General features: G+C 68.3%; 17 protein-coding genes. 13 read left to right on the forward strand and 4 right to left on the reverse strand.

Translation table 11 applies throughout. The features are described 5' to 3' along the window. Positions 1-61 precede the first annotated feature (61 nt). From H5T77_RS22975 to H5T77_RS23005, 7 genes are all read left to right on the forward strand, one after another. Positions 62-643, forward strand: a complete 582-nt coding sequence (locus tag H5T77_RS22975; RefSeq protein ID WP_292652931.1) for a chloramphenicol phosphotransferase CPT family protein — start codon at positions 62-64, stop codon at positions 641-643. Between the two features lie 103 nt (positions 644-746). After that, positions 747-1832, forward strand: coding sequence for a hypothetical protein (locus H5T77_RS22980; protein ID WP_292652932.1), 1086 nt, complete (start codon positions 747-749; stop codon positions 1830-1832). A gap of 43 nt (positions 1833-1875) precedes the next feature. After that, positions 1876-2535, forward strand: coding sequence for a hypothetical protein (locus tag H5T77_RS22985; RefSeq protein WP_292652933.1), 660 nt, complete (start codon positions 1876-1878; stop codon positions 2533-2535). Between the two features lie 128 nt (positions 2536-2663). Beyond that, positions 2664-5690, forward strand: coding sequence for a 3-keto-alpha-glucoside-1,2-lyase-like domain-containing protein (locus H5T77_RS22990; protein WP_292652934.1), 3027 nt, complete (start codon positions 2664-2666; stop codon positions 5688-5690). A 138-nt stretch (positions 5691-5828) separates the two neighbouring features. Continuing rightward, on the forward strand, positions 5829-6374 hold the full coding sequence (gene pyrE / locus H5T77_RS22995; RefSeq protein ID WP_292652935.1) for an orotate phosphoribosyltransferase: 546 nt from the start codon (positions 5829-5831) through the stop codon (positions 6372-6374). Further along, complete coding sequence (locus tag H5T77_RS23000; protein WP_292652936.1) at positions 6371-7339, forward strand: DUF368 domain-containing protein; 969 nt, start codon at positions 6371-6373, stop codon at positions 7337-7339. Before pyrE ends, H5T77_RS23000 begins: the two co-directional genes overlap by 4 nt. Beyond that, positions 7336-8505 (forward strand): aminotransferase class I/II-fold pyridoxal phosphate-dependent enzyme, encoded by a 1170-nt coding sequence (locus H5T77_RS23005; RefSeq protein ID WP_292652937.1) that lies wholly within the window; start codon positions 7336-7338, stop codon positions 8503-8505. The genes H5T77_RS23000 and H5T77_RS23005 overlap by 4 nt, the downstream gene beginning before the upstream one ends. On the opposite strand, the gene H5T77_RS23010 is transcribed toward H5T77_RS23005, so the two are convergent. Beyond that, positions 8502-9245, reverse strand: coding sequence for a DedA family protein (locus H5T77_RS23010; protein WP_292652938.1), 744 nt, complete (start codon positions 9243-9245; stop codon positions 8502-8504). The two genes, H5T77_RS23005 and H5T77_RS23010, sit on opposite strands and share 4 nt — an antisense overlap. Before the next feature lie 104 nt (positions 9246-9349). Here H5T77_RS23010 and H5T77_RS23015 point away from each other — a divergent pair, with 104 nt between their 5' ends. Further along, positions 9350-10039: a TrmH family RNA methyltransferase gene (locus H5T77_RS23015; RefSeq protein ID WP_472850366.1), complete on the forward strand. Its 690-nt coding sequence runs from the start codon at positions 9350-9352 to the stop codon at positions 10037-10039. Positions 10040-10139: 100 nt separating this feature from the next. Here the strand turns inward: H5T77_RS23015 and H5T77_RS23020 are convergent, their stop codons facing one another. Then, positions 10140-10916: a septum formation family protein gene (locus tag H5T77_RS23020; RefSeq protein ID WP_292652939.1), complete on the reverse strand. Its 777-nt coding sequence runs from the start codon at positions 10914-10916 to the stop codon at positions 10140-10142. Positions 10917-11133: 217 nt separating this feature from the next. Next, positions 11134-11232 (reverse strand): hypothetical protein, encoded by a 99-nt coding sequence (locus H5T77_RS23025; RefSeq protein WP_366816666.1) that lies wholly within the window; start codon positions 11230-11232, stop codon positions 11134-11136. Between the two features lie 339 nt (positions 11233-11571). Here H5T77_RS23025 and fbaA point away from each other — a divergent pair, with 339 nt between their 5' ends. The 5 genes from fbaA to H5T77_RS23050 all read left to right on the forward strand — a co-directional run bounded on the left by fbaA (position 11572) and on the right by H5T77_RS23050 (position 16524). Then, positions 11572-12594 (forward strand): class II fructose-bisphosphate aldolase, encoded by a 1023-nt coding sequence (gene fbaA / locus H5T77_RS23030; RefSeq protein WP_292652940.1) that lies wholly within the window; start codon positions 11572-11574, stop codon positions 12592-12594. A 632-nt stretch (positions 12595-13226) separates the two neighbouring features. Then, positions 13227-13421 carry a hypothetical protein gene (locus H5T77_RS23035; protein ID WP_292652941.1) on the forward strand — a complete coding sequence of 65 codons (195 nt, stop codon included), beginning with the start codon at positions 13227-13229 and terminating at the stop codon, positions 13419-13421. Then, positions 13409-14632 (forward strand): fibronectin type III domain-containing protein, encoded by a 1224-nt coding sequence (locus H5T77_RS23040; RefSeq protein ID WP_292652942.1) that lies wholly within the window; start codon positions 13409-13411, stop codon positions 14630-14632. Before H5T77_RS23035 ends, H5T77_RS23040 begins: the two co-directional genes overlap by 13 nt. A gap of 430 nt (positions 14633-15062) precedes the next feature. Next, positions 15063-15785, forward strand: coding sequence for a FadR/GntR family transcriptional regulator (locus H5T77_RS23045; protein WP_292652947.1), 723 nt, complete (start codon positions 15063-15065; stop codon positions 15783-15785). 79 nt (positions 15786-15864) lie between these two features. Next, on the forward strand, positions 15865-16524 hold the full coding sequence (locus H5T77_RS23050) for a cache domain-containing protein (protein ID WP_292652943.1): 660 nt from the start codon (positions 15865-15867) through the stop codon (positions 16522-16524). A gap of 7 nt (positions 16525-16531) precedes the next feature. Here the strand turns inward: H5T77_RS23050 and H5T77_RS23055 are convergent. After that, on the reverse strand, positions 16532-17847 hold a 1316-nt coding region (locus H5T77_RS23055), incomplete at its 5' end, for a DHA2 family efflux MFS transporter permease subunit (RefSeq protein WP_292652944.1).

The following is a 17847-nucleotide window of genomic DNA, read 5'->3' on the forward strand; positions in this document are numbered from 1 at the left end:
GTGGGCACCTACGTGCCCACTCGGCCGACCCAAGTGACGCCTCGGCGAATAGTCTCCTCGCATGCGAAGTGGTCGGATCGTCCTGCTGAACGGAGCGTCGAGCTCGGGGAAGAGCAGCATCGGCCGCGAGCTGCTGTCGCTGCTCGAGGACCCGTGGTTCTTCGTCCCGGTCGACGAGATCAGCGGGATGCGGTCGACGGTGCACACGCGCGCGCTCGACCAGGCCGAGATCGACGAGATGCTGAGGCGGACCCGCCTCGGCTACCACCGTGCGGTCGCCGCCCTGGCCTCGGTCGGCAACGACGTGATCATGGACTACCCGCTCAGCGAGACCTGGCGTCTCGACGACCTGCTCGAGGTGCTCGACGGCTACGACGTCACCCTCGTCGAGGTCTGGTGCGCACCCGAGGAGCTCGAACGCCGTGAGGCCGCTCGTGGCGACCGTCCCACCGGCCTCGCCCGATCGCAGACCCTCGTCTATTCACACGGTGCGTACGACCTCCGGGTCGACACCACCACCGCCACTCCTGCCGCCTGCGCCAAGGAGATCGCCGAGGCGATGCCCGCCGTCGAGACCCCCAAGGCCTTCGATCACCTCCGGAGCCGAACCCGAGCCGAGACGTCACCCGCGTCGGCCGAGTAGTCACTCAGGTCGGCCGAGAAGTCACGTACGTCGGTCGTCTCGGCGGGAATGTCGGCGGGCGGAATGGGCGGAGGTTGGTGGGGATGAGAAAATGGTTCTCAACATGTCTGAAACGAAGCTTCCTCGCCCCGGTCAGGCCACCCTCGCCGGGTGGCTCATCGTGCTCGGCTCCCTGCTCACGGTGGTGGGGGCCTGGGACCAGATCTCCGGGCTGCGCAGCCTGGAGACCCGGGAGCGGGTGGAGGAGGTGCTGGCCGAGCCGCCACTGGCCGGCTCGGGAATCGGCCTCGACGGCATCCTCGACCTCATGCACATCATGGCGCTGGTCACCGGCGCGATGGCCGCGGCGGCGGTGATCCTCGGCTGGCACGTGCTGCAGCGCAACAAGCAGGCCCGGCTCGCGCTCACGATCATCGCGGCGCCGCTCTTCTTCACCGGGATGTTCGGCGGAGGGTTCTGGTCGACGCTGGCGGCTGTCGCCGTCGTACTCCTGTGGATGTCGCCCACCCGCGACTGGTTCGACGGCGTCTCGCCGGCCAAGCGGGAGGCCCGCGACGGCGGCGGCGACCCGAACCAGAAGTCGTACGTCGCGCCCGCACCGCCGGAGGTCTCGACAGGCTCGACCACCGGGACGAGCTCGACCACCGGGGAGTCGGGATCGACCACCGGCGGCGTTCGGCTCTCCGAGAAGCAGCCGCCGCCGTGGACCGGTGGGGTCGCCCAGGCCACCAAGGAGGCGCCCAAGCGGCGCCCGGGCGCCGTGACGGCGGCGGCCGTGCTCACCTGGGTCGGCTCGGGATTCACGGCGCTGATGATGCTCGCCTCGGCGGTGACGGCGACCGCCAACCCCGACCTGATCCTCGAGCAGGTGCGCAAGCAGGCGGAGAGCGACCCCAGGATGCAGGAGGTGGCCGGTCTCTACACCACCGACGTCATCGTCGCCTCGGCATGGATCGGGGCTGCGCTGGTGATACTCGTCTGCATCGCGGCGGCCGCGTTCGCCGTCTTCGCGATGCGGCGCCACCCCTGGGCTCGGGTCGCGCTGATGATCTCGGCCGGGGTCTCGGGCCTCTCGCTCCTGCTCTTCGCCCTCGCCTTCCCGCCGGCCGTGGTCCTCTTCGGCGCCGCGGTCGCGACGTTCTCGTTCCTGCTGCGGCCCGAGGTCGGCGCGTGGTTCCGCTCACGGTGATAAACCAGCGCCGGTGACCCTGCCGGCCGGATAGGCTCCGCGCATGTCAGATCAGTACGGCTCCTTCGACAACCCCTACGGCGGCAAGCCGCCGTTCGAGGGGCAGGAGTCGCCTGCCCAGCCGAGCGGCCAGCCCCCGCCCACGCCGTACGCCACACCCCAGCCTCAAGGCTGGGGCCACCCTCCTCAGGCGTACGGCCAGTACGGCCAGTACCCGATGGCTCAGCAGCCCCCGCCGTATCTCCCGCAGTATCCGCAGCCCGACCCCGACAGTCGACCCGGCACGGTGGTCGGGGCCTCGGTCATGACGATCGTCGGCTCGGTGATCGCGCTGCTGATCGCGGTGTTCATGGTGCCGACGGGGATCGCGGACTACAACGACCCGACGTCCTCGGACAAGGGCGTCACGATGTTCATGATCATCTGGTTCGCCATCTGCGGCGTGCTCAGCCTGGCCGCGATCCCGCTCGGGATCATGGTGCTGTTCCGCTCCAACGTGGCCCGGATCCTGCTCACGGTCGTCGGCTCGATCGCCGCGCTGCTCTCGCTCTTCGTGGTGCTCTACCCCGCGCTGATCATCGCCGCGCTGGTGATGCTCTACGTCGGCAGAGCAGGCCGCTGGTTCGCCCGGAGCAAGCCCGGCGACCCGTTGCAGCCCCCGGCGATGCCGGGCGCGACACCGCCCACCCACCATCAGTTCTGACGACTTCAGCGCTAGCTGAAATGGGACATTGCAAAGTGGTTTGCGAAAGTTCCAAAACTTCTTGACGAAGTAATCCAGGGGCCCTACCTTCTGATGTGGCAGTCGTCACATCCCCCGCGGAGGCCCCGATGACCCGTATCCCCCCGTCCAAGACCGTGCTCGGCTCACTCGTCGGCCTCTCGGTCGTCGCCGTGCTCCTCGGCAGCGGCCCCGCCGTCGCTGAGGAGTCGGACCTGCCCCCACAGGAGCCCGGCGTCACGCTGCGCACCTATGACATGGGCCGGCCGATCGACCGGCTGTGCACGCTGCGCGCAGGCCAGACGCCCAACGTCGACAAGCTCACCTCGCTCATCGACTACGACTCGCCGGCAGACTTCGGCCTCGGCGACCGGTTCATCTCGCACGCCCTGGCCAACCTGCACATCGACGCCGCCGGGTCGTACGACTTCCGGCTGATCAGCGACGACGGCTCCCGGCTGGTCATCGACGGCACGGAGGTCATCAACCACGACGGCCTCCACGGCGAGACCCCCAAGGACGGCGCCGTCACGCTGAGCGAGGGCTACCACGACCTGCGCGTGGAGCACTTCGAGGACGGCGGCGGCGAGGTGCTGCGCCTGCAGTGGCGGCCGCCGGGCTCCGACACGTTCTCGCTGGTCCCCACCTCGGTCCTGAGCACCGAGGCAGGGGTGGTGCGGGTGACCGCACCGGGCACGAAGTACTGCGAGGGGCAGGACGACTCCGCCGGTGACGGCATGCCCCTGGACAGCGTCCACCCGGCGTACGACCTGACCGACCTGCGCCCGGACGGCTTCGAGCCGATGGTGTCCGCGCTGGACTGGGCGACCGACGGCAGGCTCGCCGTGGTGACCGCCGGATCGGTGAGTCCGTCGGGCTGGGTGGAGGACCCCGAGCCCGGCGAGATCTTCCTCCTCAGCAACCCCCGCACCGCCGGCGGGCCCGAGGATGTCACGGTGGAGAAGGTCGCGACCGACCTGTTCAACCCGATGGGTGTCGCCGTCATCGGCGAGTCGATCTTCGTCTCCGAGCGCGACCAGCTCACCGAGCTGACCGACCCCGACGGTGACGGCTTCTACGACCAGCACCGGAAGGTCGCGGAGTGGCCCTTCGGCGAGAACTTCCACGAGTTCGCCTTCGGCCTTCTCCACGACGAGGAGAGCTTCTACGTCAGCCTGTCCGTCGCGATCGACAACGGCGGCGCGACCACCGACCCGCAGCCGGCACGCAACCGCGGCACCACGCTGAAGATCGACCGCGACACCGGTGAGATCACCTACCTCGCCGGCGGGCTGCGTACGCCCAACGGGATGATGCGCGGACCTGACGGCGACATGTTCGTGATGGACAACCAGGGCGCCTGGCTGCCCAGCTCCAAGCTGGTGCACGTCAAGCCGGGACGGTTCTTCAACCACTACACCAACCCGTCCGGCCCGTTCGACGACCAGCCGGTCACCGGCCCGGCGCTGTGGGTGCCGCAGAACGAGATCGGCAACTCCCCGAGCAGCCCCATGATGCTGGAGAAGGGTGCCTACGCCGGGCAGATGCTCTTCGGCGACGTCACCTACGGCGGCTTGCAGCGCGGCTTCCTGGAGAAGGTCGAGGGCGAGTACCAGGGCGCGGTCTTCCGCTGGTCCGCAGGCCTCGAGGCGGGCGTGAACCGCACCCTCCTCGGTCCCGACGGATCGATCTACGTCGGCGGCATCGGCGAGGCCGGAAACTGGAGCGAGCCCGGCAAGCTCCGCTACGGACTGCAGCGGATGAGCCCCGCCGACGGCTCGGCGTTCGACATGCACGAGATGCGCGCCACCAAGAACGGCTTCGAGATCCAGTACACCCAGGCGCTGTCCCAGGAGACGGTCGACAAGATCGCCGCGGACCCGAACGCCGCGTTCCGGATGACCCACTGGCGCTACGCGCCGCGTCCGACGTACGGCGGTCCGAAGATCGACGAGCGACCGCTGTTCGTCTCCGGGGCACAGGTCTCCGCCGACCGAACCAAGGTGACGCTCACCGTCGACGGCCGCGAGGAGGGCCGCGTCGTGCACCTGCGCTCGCCGCGCCCGTTCACCGGCGTGAACGGTGAGGAGCTGTGGAACACCGAGGCCTGGTACACCCTGAACGAGATCCCGGGCTACACCTCGCCGGCCGATCGCAACTACCTCGAGGCAGAGCAGGCGACCCTGCGCGGCAGCGCCGGCGTCGCGGTCGAGCACAACGGCTACTCCGGCTCCGGGTTCGTGGACGGCTTCGGCAACGTCGGCGCCTCGGTCACCTTCGACGCGAAGGTCGATCGTGCCGGGACGTACCCGGTCCGGGTCCGCTACGCCAACGGCCCCGACCCGGCACCCGGCACCAAGCGGGTCTCGGTCTACCTCAACGGCACCGAGGTCGAGCCGTGGGCGCTGGAGTCCACCGGCGACTGGCAGACCTGGGGCACCGCGACCCGGCCGATGAGGCTGAAGGCCGGGGTCAACCAGATCACCCTGCGCTATGACCAGGGCGACGAGGGGAACGTCAACCTCGACGCTCTCAAGGTCGGCGGTGGCGAGGACATCTGTACGCCGCAGCGACCTGCTCCGGGCTACAAGTCGCTCTTCGACGGCACCCTGAGCTCACTGGCAGCGTGGCGGATGGCCGGACCGGGCTCGTTCGGCCGGCAGGACGACTGCTCGCTGCGTACGACCAACGGCCTGGGCCTGCTGTGGTACGCCGAGCAGGAGTTCAGCGAGTACAGCCTGAAGCTGGACTGGAAGCTGGTCCGCGATGACAACGGCGGCGTCTTCATCGGCTTCCCCGACCCCGGCAACGACCCGTGGGTCGCGGTCAACCAGGGCTACGAGGTCCAGATCGACGCCAGCGACGACCCGGACCGCACCACCGGCGCCATCTACACGTTCCAGGGAGCCGATCCGGAGGCCGTCGCTGCCGCTCTTAAACCGGTCGGGTCGTGGAACTCCTACGACATCCGCGTCGAGGGGTCGACCGTGAAGATCTTCCTCAACGGGAAGCTGGTGAACGACTTCACCAGCACCGATCCCGCCCGCGACCTGGCTGGGTTCGTGGGCATGCAGAACCACGGCGGTGGCGAGACCGTCTACTACCGCGACGTCCAGGTGAAGGAGCTCACCGACTGACGCCGATCCCGGCAGCGGGGTCAGGAGACGAGAGAGTCGTCCTTGGCCCCGTTGTCGGATCCGCGACGATCTCGTACACGATCCGGCCGACCCACCAGCAGATGTAGCTCGCATTGGCGGAGGCTCTAACCTAGCCCCGTGACTGCACCCACACCGCCAGACGCGAGTCTCGCTGCTGATATCGACGCCTGCTGCCGGCTGACCGGGGAGTTCGTGCTCCGTTCCGGTCAGGTGGCCAACGAGTACTTCGACAAGTACCTCTTCGAGGCCCAACCAGACCTTCTCGAGCGGGTCGCGGCCCAGATGGTCGACCTGCTGCCCGAGGGCACCGAGCTGCTCGGCGGCCTGGAGATGGGCGGCATCCCGATCGCCACCATGGTCTCGGCGAAGACCGGTCTCCCGGCGCTCTTCGTCCGGAAGAAGGCGAAGGAGTACGGCACCATGAAGCTCGCCGAGGGTCCGGACGTGGCCGGCAAGCGCGTGACCCTGATCGAGGACGTCATCACCACCGGCGGCGCGGTGCGCAACGCCACCGTGGCTCTGCGTGAGTTCGGTGCGACGGTGGAGACGGTGGTCTGCGCGATCGACCGCAGCCCCGCCGACGTGAACCCGTTGGCCGACGTCGGCCTCGAGGTCCGCCCCGTGCTCACCAAGGCCGACCTGGACGCGGTGAGCGTGCGATGACGGAGTCCGCTGTGTTGCCTGAGACCGAGCCCGTACGCCGCTCCAAGATGCTGCTGCCGATCGACCTGCTCCGCGGGTTCCTGATCGGGATGGCCGAGCTCGTTCCCGGTGTCTCCGGAGGAACGGTCGCGCTGGTGACCGGCGTCTACGACGAGCTGATCGACTCCGCCTCCCACGCGATCTCCTCGGTGAAGCGCCTGGTTCTCGGCCCGGACCGCCTGGCCGGCTTCTCCCAGGAGATCCGGCGCACCGATTGGTGGCTGGTCGGCCCGGTGCTCGTCGGGATGGCGGCCGCCGTGCTGACCGTGGCCGGGGTGATGGAGGCGTTCGTCACCGGCAATCCCGAGCAGGCCCGCGGCCTCTTCTTCGGGATGGTGCTGGTGAGCCTCGCCGTGCCGCTGCTGATGCTCCCCGCGCGGGTCAAGGGCAACCGTGTCCTCGACGTCGTGATCGTCGCCGTCGCCGCGGTTGTCGCGTTCGTGCTCACCGGACTGGCCGGCGGGGGAGCGACCTCCGAGCCGGCGGCGATCGTCGTCTTCCTGGCCGCCGCGGTGGCCATCTGTGCGCTCGTCGTCCCCGGCGTCTCCGGCTCCTTCTTCCTCCTCGCGGTCGGCCTCTACACCACCACCCTCGACGCGGTGCACGAGCGCGACCTCGGCTACATCGCCGTCTTCGGCGCCGGGGCGATCGTCGGCCTGGCCTCGTTCGTGCAGCTGCTGAAGTATCTCCTCCACCACCACCGCCGGGTGACCCTGCTGGTGATGACGGGCCTCATGCTCGGGTCGCTGCGGGCCCTGTGGCCGTGGCAGTCGGCGGCAGAGTCGGCCGCGGACGACGCGCACGGCCCGGGTGCGCTGATCGCCCCGTACGCGCCGGTCGCCGGTCCGGCCCTCCTGATCCTCGTCGGCGCCGCCGTCGTCGCCGTGCTGGTCTGGGTCGAGTTCCGGGGGAAGTCGGCAGAATGAGGACCGCGCGCCGCTTGCACGGCATCCCGCCGACCATCTTCAGCGAGATGTCGGTGCTTGCCGCTGCCAGCGGCGCGCTGAATCTCGGACAGGGGTTCCCCGATGTCGACGGGGCTCCCGAGATCATCGAGGAGGCCGTCTCCGCGCTACGGAGCGGCCGCAACCAGTACGCCCCAGGTCCCGGCATCCCGGCGCTGCGAGAAGCGGTCGCAGCCCACCAGGAGCGCCACTACGGCCTGGTCTTCGACCCCGCACGCGAGGTTGCGGCGACCACCGGCGCGACCGAGGGCATCGCTGCGGCGATCCTCGCCCTGGTCGACCCGGGCGACGAGGTGATCCTCGTGGAGCCCTACTACGACAGCTACCCGGCGATGGTGCAGTTCGCCGGCGGCGTACGTCGCCCGGTGACCCTCAGCCTGGACCCGACCGCACCCGGCGGCAGGCTGCCGCGGGCCGCCCTCGAGGCCCAGGTCTCCTCGAAGTCCAAGGTGCTCGTCCTCAACTCCCCGCACAACCCGACCGGCACCGTGCTCACCCGCGAGGAGCTGGAGACGGTCGCCGCCTTCGCGAGGGACCACGACCTGACGGTGATCTCCGACGAGGTCTACGAGCACCTCACCTTCGGCGGGATCCCGCACATCCCGATCGCGACCCTTTCCGGGATGCGTGAGCGCACGCTGACCCTGTCCAGCATCGGCAAGTCCTACTCCTTCACCGGCTGGAAGATCGGCTGGGCGACCGGCCCCGAGCACCTGGTCCAGGCGCTGCTGGGAGCCAAGCAGTGGCTGACGTTCACCTCCGGAGCGCCGCTGCAGCCGGCCGCCGCGTACGCGCTCGAGCACCTCGACCACTGGCCCCAGGAGCTCGCCCTCGATCTGCAGGGGCGGCGCGACCTCCTCTGCGCCGGGCTGAAGGAGATCGGCCTGGACGTCATGATCCCCGAGGGCACCTACTTCGCCGTCTCCGACATCACCGACCTCGGCTGGAGCGACGGGCTCGAGTTCTGCCGGGCGCTGCCCGAGCGGGCCGGGGTCGTGGCCATCCCGCTGCAGGGGTTCTACGACGGCGACGCCGGCAAGCACCTGGTCCGCTGGACGTTCACCAAGCAGCGCGACGTGATCGAGGCGGCCCTGGAACGGCTCGGCAAGGGGCAGCTGGCGCGCTAGTGTCCGGCTCGGTTGTCGGCCTCGTTGTCGGCCTGGTCGTCCACAGGGACGCGCGGACGGACCGGCATCCCGAGGATGTCGCGGTCCGGGTGGCCGTCGTGGTCGACGTCCGCGGCCAGGGCTGAGCTGGTCCGCCGCCGACGCCACCACTCCACCATCGCAGGCGCCAGCGCGAGCGCGAAGAGCAGCAGGATCAGGTAGTCGATGTTGTCGGCCAACCAGGGCCAGCGGGCCCCGACGAAGAACCCGAACAGCGTCACCGCGAGCACCCACAGCACGCCGCCGACGAGGCTCCAGAAGTAGAACCGCCGCCGGTCCATGTGGGTGACGCCGGCGATGACGGTGACGTAGGTGCGCACGAACGCGATGAAGCGCCCGATCACCAGCGCCTTGTTGCCGTGCTTGTTGAAGAACTCGCGGGTCTGGTCGATGTGGCGCCGCTTGATCAAGCGGTTGTTGCTCTCGTAGAGCCGTGGACCGATCCGGCGGCCGATCTCGTAGCCGGTCACGTTCCCGGCGAAGGCGGCCACGACGAAGAAGAGCATCGCGATCACGATCTCGACGCCGGGCGGGCCGGGGAAGATGTCGATCTTGCCGGTCGCGATGAAGATCCCGAGCGCGATCAGCAGGCTGTCGCCGGGCAGGAACGGGAAGAAGAGGCCGCACTCGACGAAGATGATGATCAGGCTGATCCAGAAGAGCGGCTCACCGAAAGTGGCCAGCAGAAAGTCTGGACTCATCCACTCCAAACCGGCCATCAGCGGCGCAAAGCTCCCCGCACCCGTCACGGCACCTACGGTACCCATAGGTAACAACTATTGTTGTCGAATACGCTGTCTTGCCGATGAACGAGACGAGACCCTCCGAGGGTGATTCCCGAGCGCCGTACGACCCGATGCCCCACGGGCAGCCGGAGGTCGGCGTGGGCCCGTGGCCAGGCGAGTGGCCCGAGGGGGACCGCTGGGATCCGGAGCTGTTGGCCGGCGGCGACCGCCGCAACGTGGTCGACCGTTACCGCTACTGGACCCTCGAGGCCATCGTCGCCGACCTCGACCAGCGCCGCCACGGCTTCCATGTCGCGATCGAGAACTGGCAGCACGACTTCAACATCGGCACCATCGTCCGCACCGCCAACGCCTTCCTCGCCGCCGAGGTCCACATCGTCGGCAACCGTCGCTGGAACCGCCGCGGCGCGATGGTCACCGACCGCTACCAGCACGTCCATCACCACCCCGACGTGCCGGCCCTCGCGGCGTACCTCCACGACCGAGACGTACGCCTCCTCGGCATCGACAACCTGCCCGGCTCGCTCCACCTGGAGACCATGGAGCTCCCCAGATCCGTCTGCTTCCTGTTCGGGCAGGAGGGCCCGGGCCTCTCCGAGCAGGCTCGCGCCAGCGTCGACGGCACCTTCTCGATCGCCCAGTTCGGCTCGACGAGGTCGATCAACGCCTCCGCCGCGGCGGCGATCGCGATGCACTCCTGGGTCGTCCAGCATGCCGACCTGGGCTCCGACGAGGCCTGGCGTGGTTGACCGAAGCGCTTGAACGAATCGCTCGAAAACGTACGATCCCCCGGGGTGTCCGCCCGGGGGATCGACCGTTGTGACTGATCAGCTGTGACCGATCAGTGGATCAGTTGGTGTTCCGCGCGTAGCAGACGACCCAGCGGTCGCCGGTCTGCCACTCGTGCTTGGTCGGCGGGGAGTAGGCCCTGGTCCGGGCCGGACACCTGGCCTCGGCAGCGCGCTGGAACGAGGCCGCGGTCGGGTAGGTCGTGCCGGCCTTCTTGAAGGCGGAGATCGACTTGTAGGTGTGCGGGCTCAGGCACGAGTAGGGCCCGGCGAACTTCGCGCTCATGCAGCCGCGGGTGCGCTGGGTGAGCGGGACGCCCTCGAGGAACTTGGCCCGGTTGGTCGGCAGGTACTTGATGGTGCCCTTGCCCGGGAGCACGACGTCGCAACGGAACCAGCGCTGGCCGGCCCTGAACTGCTCGGCGTTCGGCACGAAGAACGCCGTGTTGTACGCCGACTGGTTCCGCTTCGAGTAGGTGCTGCCCAACTTGTTCCGCAGCGCCCGGATGCACGTCTTGGAGATGTGGGCGGCGTTGGCCGGCCTCAAGATGGAAGCTGCGGACCGGGTGGTGCCGGCCAAGAGCTTCCCCACTGCGATGGTCTTCGCGGTGTGGGCCTTGCCGCACGAGACCTTCTTGCCGGTCTGGGACATAGCGTTGTAGGCGGTCCAGCCGTAGTTGTAGCAGGTGCCGACGGTGGGCTTGGGTGGCACCGCAGCCTCGGCCTTGGTGGTGGTGAGTCCGATGAGGGAGAAGACGCCGATGACGAGCCCGAGGATGATGGCGGCCGTTACGGGCTTCTGCGCAGGCGCGACGGCGCCGGCACGAAGACGAGACATGATCGTGCTTTCGAGTGGGTGGGATGTGGCGGGCTGAATCTTCGCAGCGAGATGCCGGTCAGGGCATAGTCATTTCGGGTGGTTGCAAACCGGTTACAACCCGGTGTCACCCACGAGAACGGGACCCGCTAAAGTTAACTCCCGGGTCGCCCGGATGTGCCCCACTTTCGTGAGGGCGTGGCCTCGGGGCCGGGCGGCAGCGGGGGCTCCTCGCGATCTACCGGGTCCGGGAAGTGTTCCCCTCCTCCAGGCAGGTACGCAGCGCGGTGAGGCCGCGCGAGGAATGGCTCTTGACCGTGCCCTCGCTGATCCGCAGCTCGCGCGCGGTCTCGGCGACCGAGAGCTGCAGCCAGTACTGCTCGGCGCCGTCGCGCTCGGGTCCGAGAAGTAGCCGTAGATCGTCTTCTTCCCGTCTGCCACCAGTGCAGCCGGGTCCGAGCGTGTCGGCGGGGGGTGAGGGATCGCCCGCTCGAGGGTTTCCTGCCAGCCCATGATGGCCTCCAAGTTCAGTCTCACCCGTGGATACGGATCCCGCGGCAGATCGGTTGTCCTGGTTGATCGATCCAACCGCGAGCGTTGGGCGGGGTGGCCCGGGGTCCCATTACGCTGGCCACCAGCGCACCGGTCGACAACGGATCTTCAAGGAGACCCCCAGATGCCCATCGCCACCCCCGAGAAGTACGCCGAGATGCTCGCGACCGCGAAGGAGAAGGGGTTCGCCTTCCCTGCGATCAACGTCTCCTCGTCGCAGACCCTCAACGCGGCACTGGCCGGCTTCGCGGAGGCCGGCTCGGACGGCATCATCCAGATCTCCACCGGCGGCGCGGAATACCTCTCCGGCCCCACGGTCAAGAACATGGTCACCGGTTCGGTGGCCTTCGCGGCGTACGCGACCGAGGTCGCCAGGTCCTATGACGTGAACATCGCGCTGCACACCGACCACTGCCCCAAGGACAAGCTCGACGGCTTCGTACGCCCCCTGCTCGAGCTCTCCGCCGAGCGCGTCCAGCGCGGCGAGGCGCCGCTGTTCCAGTCGCACATGTGGGACGGGTCCGCGGTGCCGCTGGAGGAGAACCTGCAGATCGCCTCCGAGCTGCTGGCGCTCGCCAAGACGGCCCACATCGTGCTCGAGATCGAGGTCGGCGTGGTCGGTGGCGAGGAGGACGGCATCGTCGGGGCGATCGACGACAAGCTCTACTCGACCCCCGAGGACGCCATCGCGACCGCCGACGCGCTGGGCGTCGAGGGCTACCTGACCGCGCTCACCTTCGGCAACGTGCACGGCGTCTACAAGCCGGGCAACGTCAAGCTCCGTCCCTCGATCCTGCGTGACGCGCAGGACGCGGTCGCCGCCAAGCTCGGCCTGCCGTCCGGCGCGAGGCCGTTCGACCTCGTCTTCCACGGCGGCTCCGGCTCGAGCGCCGAGGAGATCGCCGAGGCGGTGTCCTACGGCGTGGTCAAGATGAACATCGACACCGACACCCAGTACGCCTACACTCGCGCGGTCGCCGGCCACATGCTCGCCAACTACGACGGCGTATTGAAGGTCGACGGCGAGATCGGAAACAAGAAGCAGTACGATCCTCGCGCGTGGGGCAAGCTCGCTGAGGCCGGTATGGCCACTCGGATCGTCGAGGGTGCCCAGCATCTCGGTTCTGCGGGCAACTCCATCGGCTGATTGACACGCCGGGGATAGGCCAATGGTCCCGGTTCAGGAAACGTTGTGGCAAACGACATAGCAAACTCGGGTTTATGTCGTTGTGCCGGTCATTGGTAAAGCGATTCAATGCCCTAGCTGGACGGCGACCCTCGGGTGACCTGGTCGGACCGTCCCCTCGGCGTTGATTCTTGGGAGGGACATCCTCGGTATGGAAACCACTGCGCGAAACCGCACAATCGGCGGGATCGTCATAGGCGCGATCATCTTGATCCTGCTTCTCGTCTTGTTCTCTTGCACTGTCAGCGGCGGAGATCCAGAGAGTTCGCCGACGAATGATCCGACGACCGGGGAGTCTTCGCTCCCCAGCGACCCGGACACGATCGAGCCCGAAGAGGACCCGTCGGAGTCGGAGTCCGAGTCGGACGAGCCGGAGGAGATCGACGGCGACGACATCGTGCCCGCGGCCAACACCGGCGTGACCTTCATCCCGGCGGGCAACATCCCCTCGGGCAGCACCCCGACCTGCGACCTCGACCCGAGCGCCTGCGAGCCCAACCGCCCGCCGGGTGCTGGTGTCGACATCTGTGAGATCCGTCCGGATCTCAACCAGTGCCAGCCGCCGACCCCGCCGACCACCCCGCCGGGTGACGGTGAGCCGACGACCCCGCCGGGCGACGGCGACGGCGACGACTGCCTGCTTCCCCTCGGCCTGCTCTGCCCTCCCGGTGATGGCGATGGCGACGGCGATGGTGACGGTGACGGCGACGGTGATGGCGATGGTGATGGCGATGGTGATGGCGACGGCGACGGCGAACCTCGTCCGGAGCCCGTCATGGGAGATGTGAAGTGCACGGTTGTCAGCCCGACTGAGCTGAGCCTGTCGTGGCCTAAGGCCAAGGATGACAAGAAGAACGACATCCAGTACTACACGGTCGATGGACGCCCCGGGATCGACGAGCAGACGACTACCTCTCTAGGAGGAAAGTTCACTGGTTTGACGCCTGGTACGGACTACGAGTTCTGGGTCACGGCGACTGACGGGGACGAGAATGTGTCTGAAAGGTCGGAGGTGCAGTGCTCGACCAAGGAAGATGTCGAGAACCCGACGGCGCCGACGGCATTGAAGGTCGCCCACATCACCAGCACCACTGCTGACCTGGCGTGGCAGCCATCGAAGGACGACTCTGGGGTCGACCACTATGAGGTCACCTGGGCCGCCTCGAACGGTGACTCGGAAGGTCCCGTCGAGACTGATGGAACCACCTTCTATGTCACGGACCTTGATCCTGATACGACCTACACCTTCAGCGTGGTCGCATTCGACATCGTGGGTAAGGCGTCCGCTAAGGCGTCTGTTGATGGCACGACCTTGCCTGAGGACACTGAGGCGCCAACGGTTCCCGAGAACGTGCAGATTACGATGGTAGGCGACAACCAGCTTCGTGTTTCGTGGGCAGCCAGCGATGACAACCAGTCGCGGGCATCGGCTATCAAGTACGACATCACCGTCTCCGGTGTGCTCGGGGCAAACGGCTCTGTGACGGGCGAAACGAGTTACACGACCGGCTACCTCGATGTGCTGCCGGGAACGATCACGGCCGAGGTGACTGCGACTGATGAAGCGGGTAAGAGATCGGCTGCTGGGTCCGGTGAGTTGACGGTCGAGGAGCAGGAGCAGCAGGAGCAGCGTCAGCGCCCCGAGCTTCGCTCGGGCTCGCAAGGCGCCGCCAATGCTGACGCTCCGGCGGAGGAGGCTCCAGCCGACAAGCCCACCGACGAGAAGTCGCCGCTGCTCCCGGGCCTGGGCGACATCCTCCCGGGTGGCGAGGACACCGCTGAGGCTCCTGCGGAGGAGCCGGCGGCGCCCGAGGCGGAGCCGAGCGAGTCGGAGACCCCGGCTGCGCGGCCGACGACCGAGGAGCCTGCTGAGGCCCCTGCCGAGGAGCCGACTGAGAAGGCTGCCGAGGACGCCCCGGCCGACGAAGAGAAGGACGAGGACGGTCTGCTGAAGAACATCGGTGACGCGCTGACCAGCGCCGTAGCCGCGGTGTTCTAGCCGACACACGCCGAGAGACAGGGCGGGGAGAGCCGAGAGGCTCTCCCCGCCCTGTTGCATGCAGAGACGGTTGCGAGCGGGGCTCGATGTTCACCGAGTTACCTCGGTGGGTGCGCACTGACTTCGTGGAGTTCGCCGAGGTCAGTGACTGTAGACCGAGGTAGCTCGGTCAGCATCCGCGACGGGATCCGTCCCCAAAACCAAGGAGTCGGATGCCCAGCGCCCCCCACAAGCCCTGGACATCCGACGATCTTGGGTGACCGACACCAAGTCTGCGTCAGCCATGCGCTCAGGTTAGGCATAGAAACGCCCGTAGATCCAGATAGTTAAGCCGAAATTCATGAAGTTCCTGCGCAGATTCGAACAGATTCGAACAGATCTGGGGCTCAAATCATCTAGATCCATACATTAGGATTCCGCTGTGCGTGTGATGACCTCTCGAGCTCGCGCCGCCATCTTCGCCCCGATCGGCGACGAGGGCCGCGCAGCGCGCGTGGAGAGCCGGCTCGCCGAGGCGATCCGATCCGGCGTACTCGCACATGGCGAGCGGCTCCCCAGCGAGCCCGAGCTCGCCCAGATGCTCGGCGTCGCGACGGTCACCGCGCGGGAGGCGCTGGTCGCCCTGCGCGCCAAGGGTCTGGTGGTCACGACGCGCGGGCGTGGCGGCGGCTCGTTCGTACAGGGCCCGGAGAGCGCCTGCCTCGTCGAGGACCGCCTGGCCGCGATGTCGCGGGTCGAGATGCGTGATCGGGCCACCGTCTACCTGGTGGTGCTGACCGGCTGTGCGGAGATCGCCGCGGAGCGCACAGACGCCGACGAGGTCGAGGACCTGCGCGACCTGCTGATCCCGCTCAACGTCAGCGACGTCGCTCGCTGGCGCAGCGCCGACAGCGAGCTCTACCTCTCGGTGGCCGCGCTGACCCAGTCGGCCCGGATGACCCGCGAGGTGGTCCGCCAGGAGGCCGAGTTCGGTGCGCTGCTCCGGATCCCGCTCAACGAGCCGGGCTTCCGAGAGGCCACGGCGACCCGCCATCAGGAGCTGGTTGAAGCCCTCGCATCGGGAGATGCTGTCCGGGCCCGGGAGAGCGTACGCGAGCACGTCACCCACTCTCTTGAACGCTTGGCCGAGATCCATGAGGCGGTGCGACGATGAGCGAGCGTCAGCGAGCGAATCATCCAAACATCACGCGACCGCGTCCGTATTCTGGCGCCTGCGCTACGGACGTGATCGCGTGACGACGACCATGTCTCCGCTCGACTGTGTGGCTCAGGTCGAAGAGCATTTCGGGCCGATCGTGACCCATCTCGAGCTGGTACGCGGTGAGGTGGCCGCCCTCTTCGAGGCCGGCCCGCTCACCACCGCCTCGCTGCGGGAGCGGCTCGAGCCCGGAGTCTTGGCGTTCCTGCGCAACCCCGACCTCGTCGGTAGTGGCTTCGTGGTCGCGCCGGACGTGCTCAGCGACCGCCGCCTCTCCCTGGTCTGGTGGCAGGGCGAGGACCGTGACTTCCTCGCTGACGCCGACGCCCCGGCCACAGGTGAGGCGATCGACTACACCCGCCTGCCCTGGTATCGGACCGCGCAGCGCACGGGGGAGCTGACGCTCGTCGGGCCGTACGTCGACTTCGTCTGCACCGACGAATACGTCATGACCACGACGATGCCGGTCTACGTCCAGGGCCGCATGATCGGCGTCGCGGGGGCAGACACCCTCGTCGAGACGCTCGAGACGATGCTTCTGCCCGGCCTGCGCGAGGCCGGCGCCACGCTGGTCAACGGCCACGGCAAGGTGATCGTCTCGGCCGACCCCCAGCTGGCCACCGGCGCCCCACTGACCACCGCCCGCGACATGATCCCGTGCCGGGACCTGCCGCTCTCGGTCGCGCTCTCCTGAGCGTCTCCTAGGGCGACGGCTTCACCATGTGCCGCGGCGTGGTGAAGAAGAGCACCGCCACGAAACCGATCGTGAGCGCGGCCGCCGGCAGCAGCATCACCTCGGACATCGCCTCGGCGAACTGGGAGACGACCGCGGGCGGGACCGAGGAGCCGGACGCGGTCTCGTGGTTGCCGGACAGCGACCCACCGAGCCCGTGGGCGTTGAGTCGAAGGTCGATGAGGACGGCGACCGCGGCGGAGCCGACCACGGACCCGACCAGCCGGGTGGCGTTGTAGATGCCCGACCCGGCGCCGGCCTGCCGCATCGGCAGGTTGCGGGTGGCGGTGGCGGCCAGGGGTGACCAGACGGCAGCCGAGCCGAGGCCGAAGAAGGCCATCGGCACGAGCAGCTGCCACAGCGGGGAGTCGACGGTCATCGGCACCGAGACCCAGAAGAGCGAGACGGCACAGAGGGCGAAGGCCACCCCGGTCAGCAGCCGAGGGTGCATCCGGTCGGTCAGCCTGCCGACCAGCGGCGCGGCGACGAAGGAGACCAGCGCCATCGGCACCAGCAGCATCGAGGCCTCGAGTGCGGTGTAGCCGCGGACCAGCTGGGCATACAGCATCAGCGGGAAGCCCATGGCGACCGCAGCGAAGCCCATGCAGGAGATCGCCAGGCTGGAGACGGAGAAGTTGCGGTCGGCGAACATGGGCAACGGCACCAGCGGCTCGACACGGTTGCGTGCCTGCCACCAGACGAAGAGCCCCATGATCGCGATCCCGCCGATGACGAGGGCCCAGGTGAGGGTGTCCCAGCCCCGTTGCTCGCCGTTCTGCAGGCCGAAGACCACACAGAACATCCCGACGCCGCTGAGCACCACGCCGAGCCAGTCGAAGGAGTGCGAGTGGGTCTCCAGGACCGGCACCAGCCACCAGTTGAGGGCGATCGCGATGATGCCGATCGGCACGTTGACGAAGAAGATCCACTCCCAGCCGCCGAGCGCGACCAGCGCCCCGCCGGCGAGCGGGCCGATGAGCGTCGCCAGGCCCGCGGTCGCGCCCCACAGCGCCATCGCCGAGCCGCGCCGCTCGGACGGGAAGATCCGGGTGATGGTCGCCATCGTCTGCGGCGTCATCATCGCCGCGCCGAGACCCTGCACCGCTCGCGCGGCCACGAGCGACTCGATGCTCCCGGCGAGCCCGCACCACAGCGACGAGCCTGTGAAGACGGCCAGGCCGACGAGGTAGACCCACTTGGGCCCGAAGCGGTCGCCGAGCCGGCCCATGATGAGGATGGGTACGGCGTAGGTCAGCAGGTAGGCGCTGGTCACCCACAGCACAG

Source organism: Nocardioides sp. (assembly GCF_014360585.1).
GTDB lineage: Bacteria > Actinomycetota > Actinomycetes > Propionibacteriales > Nocardioidaceae > Nocardioides.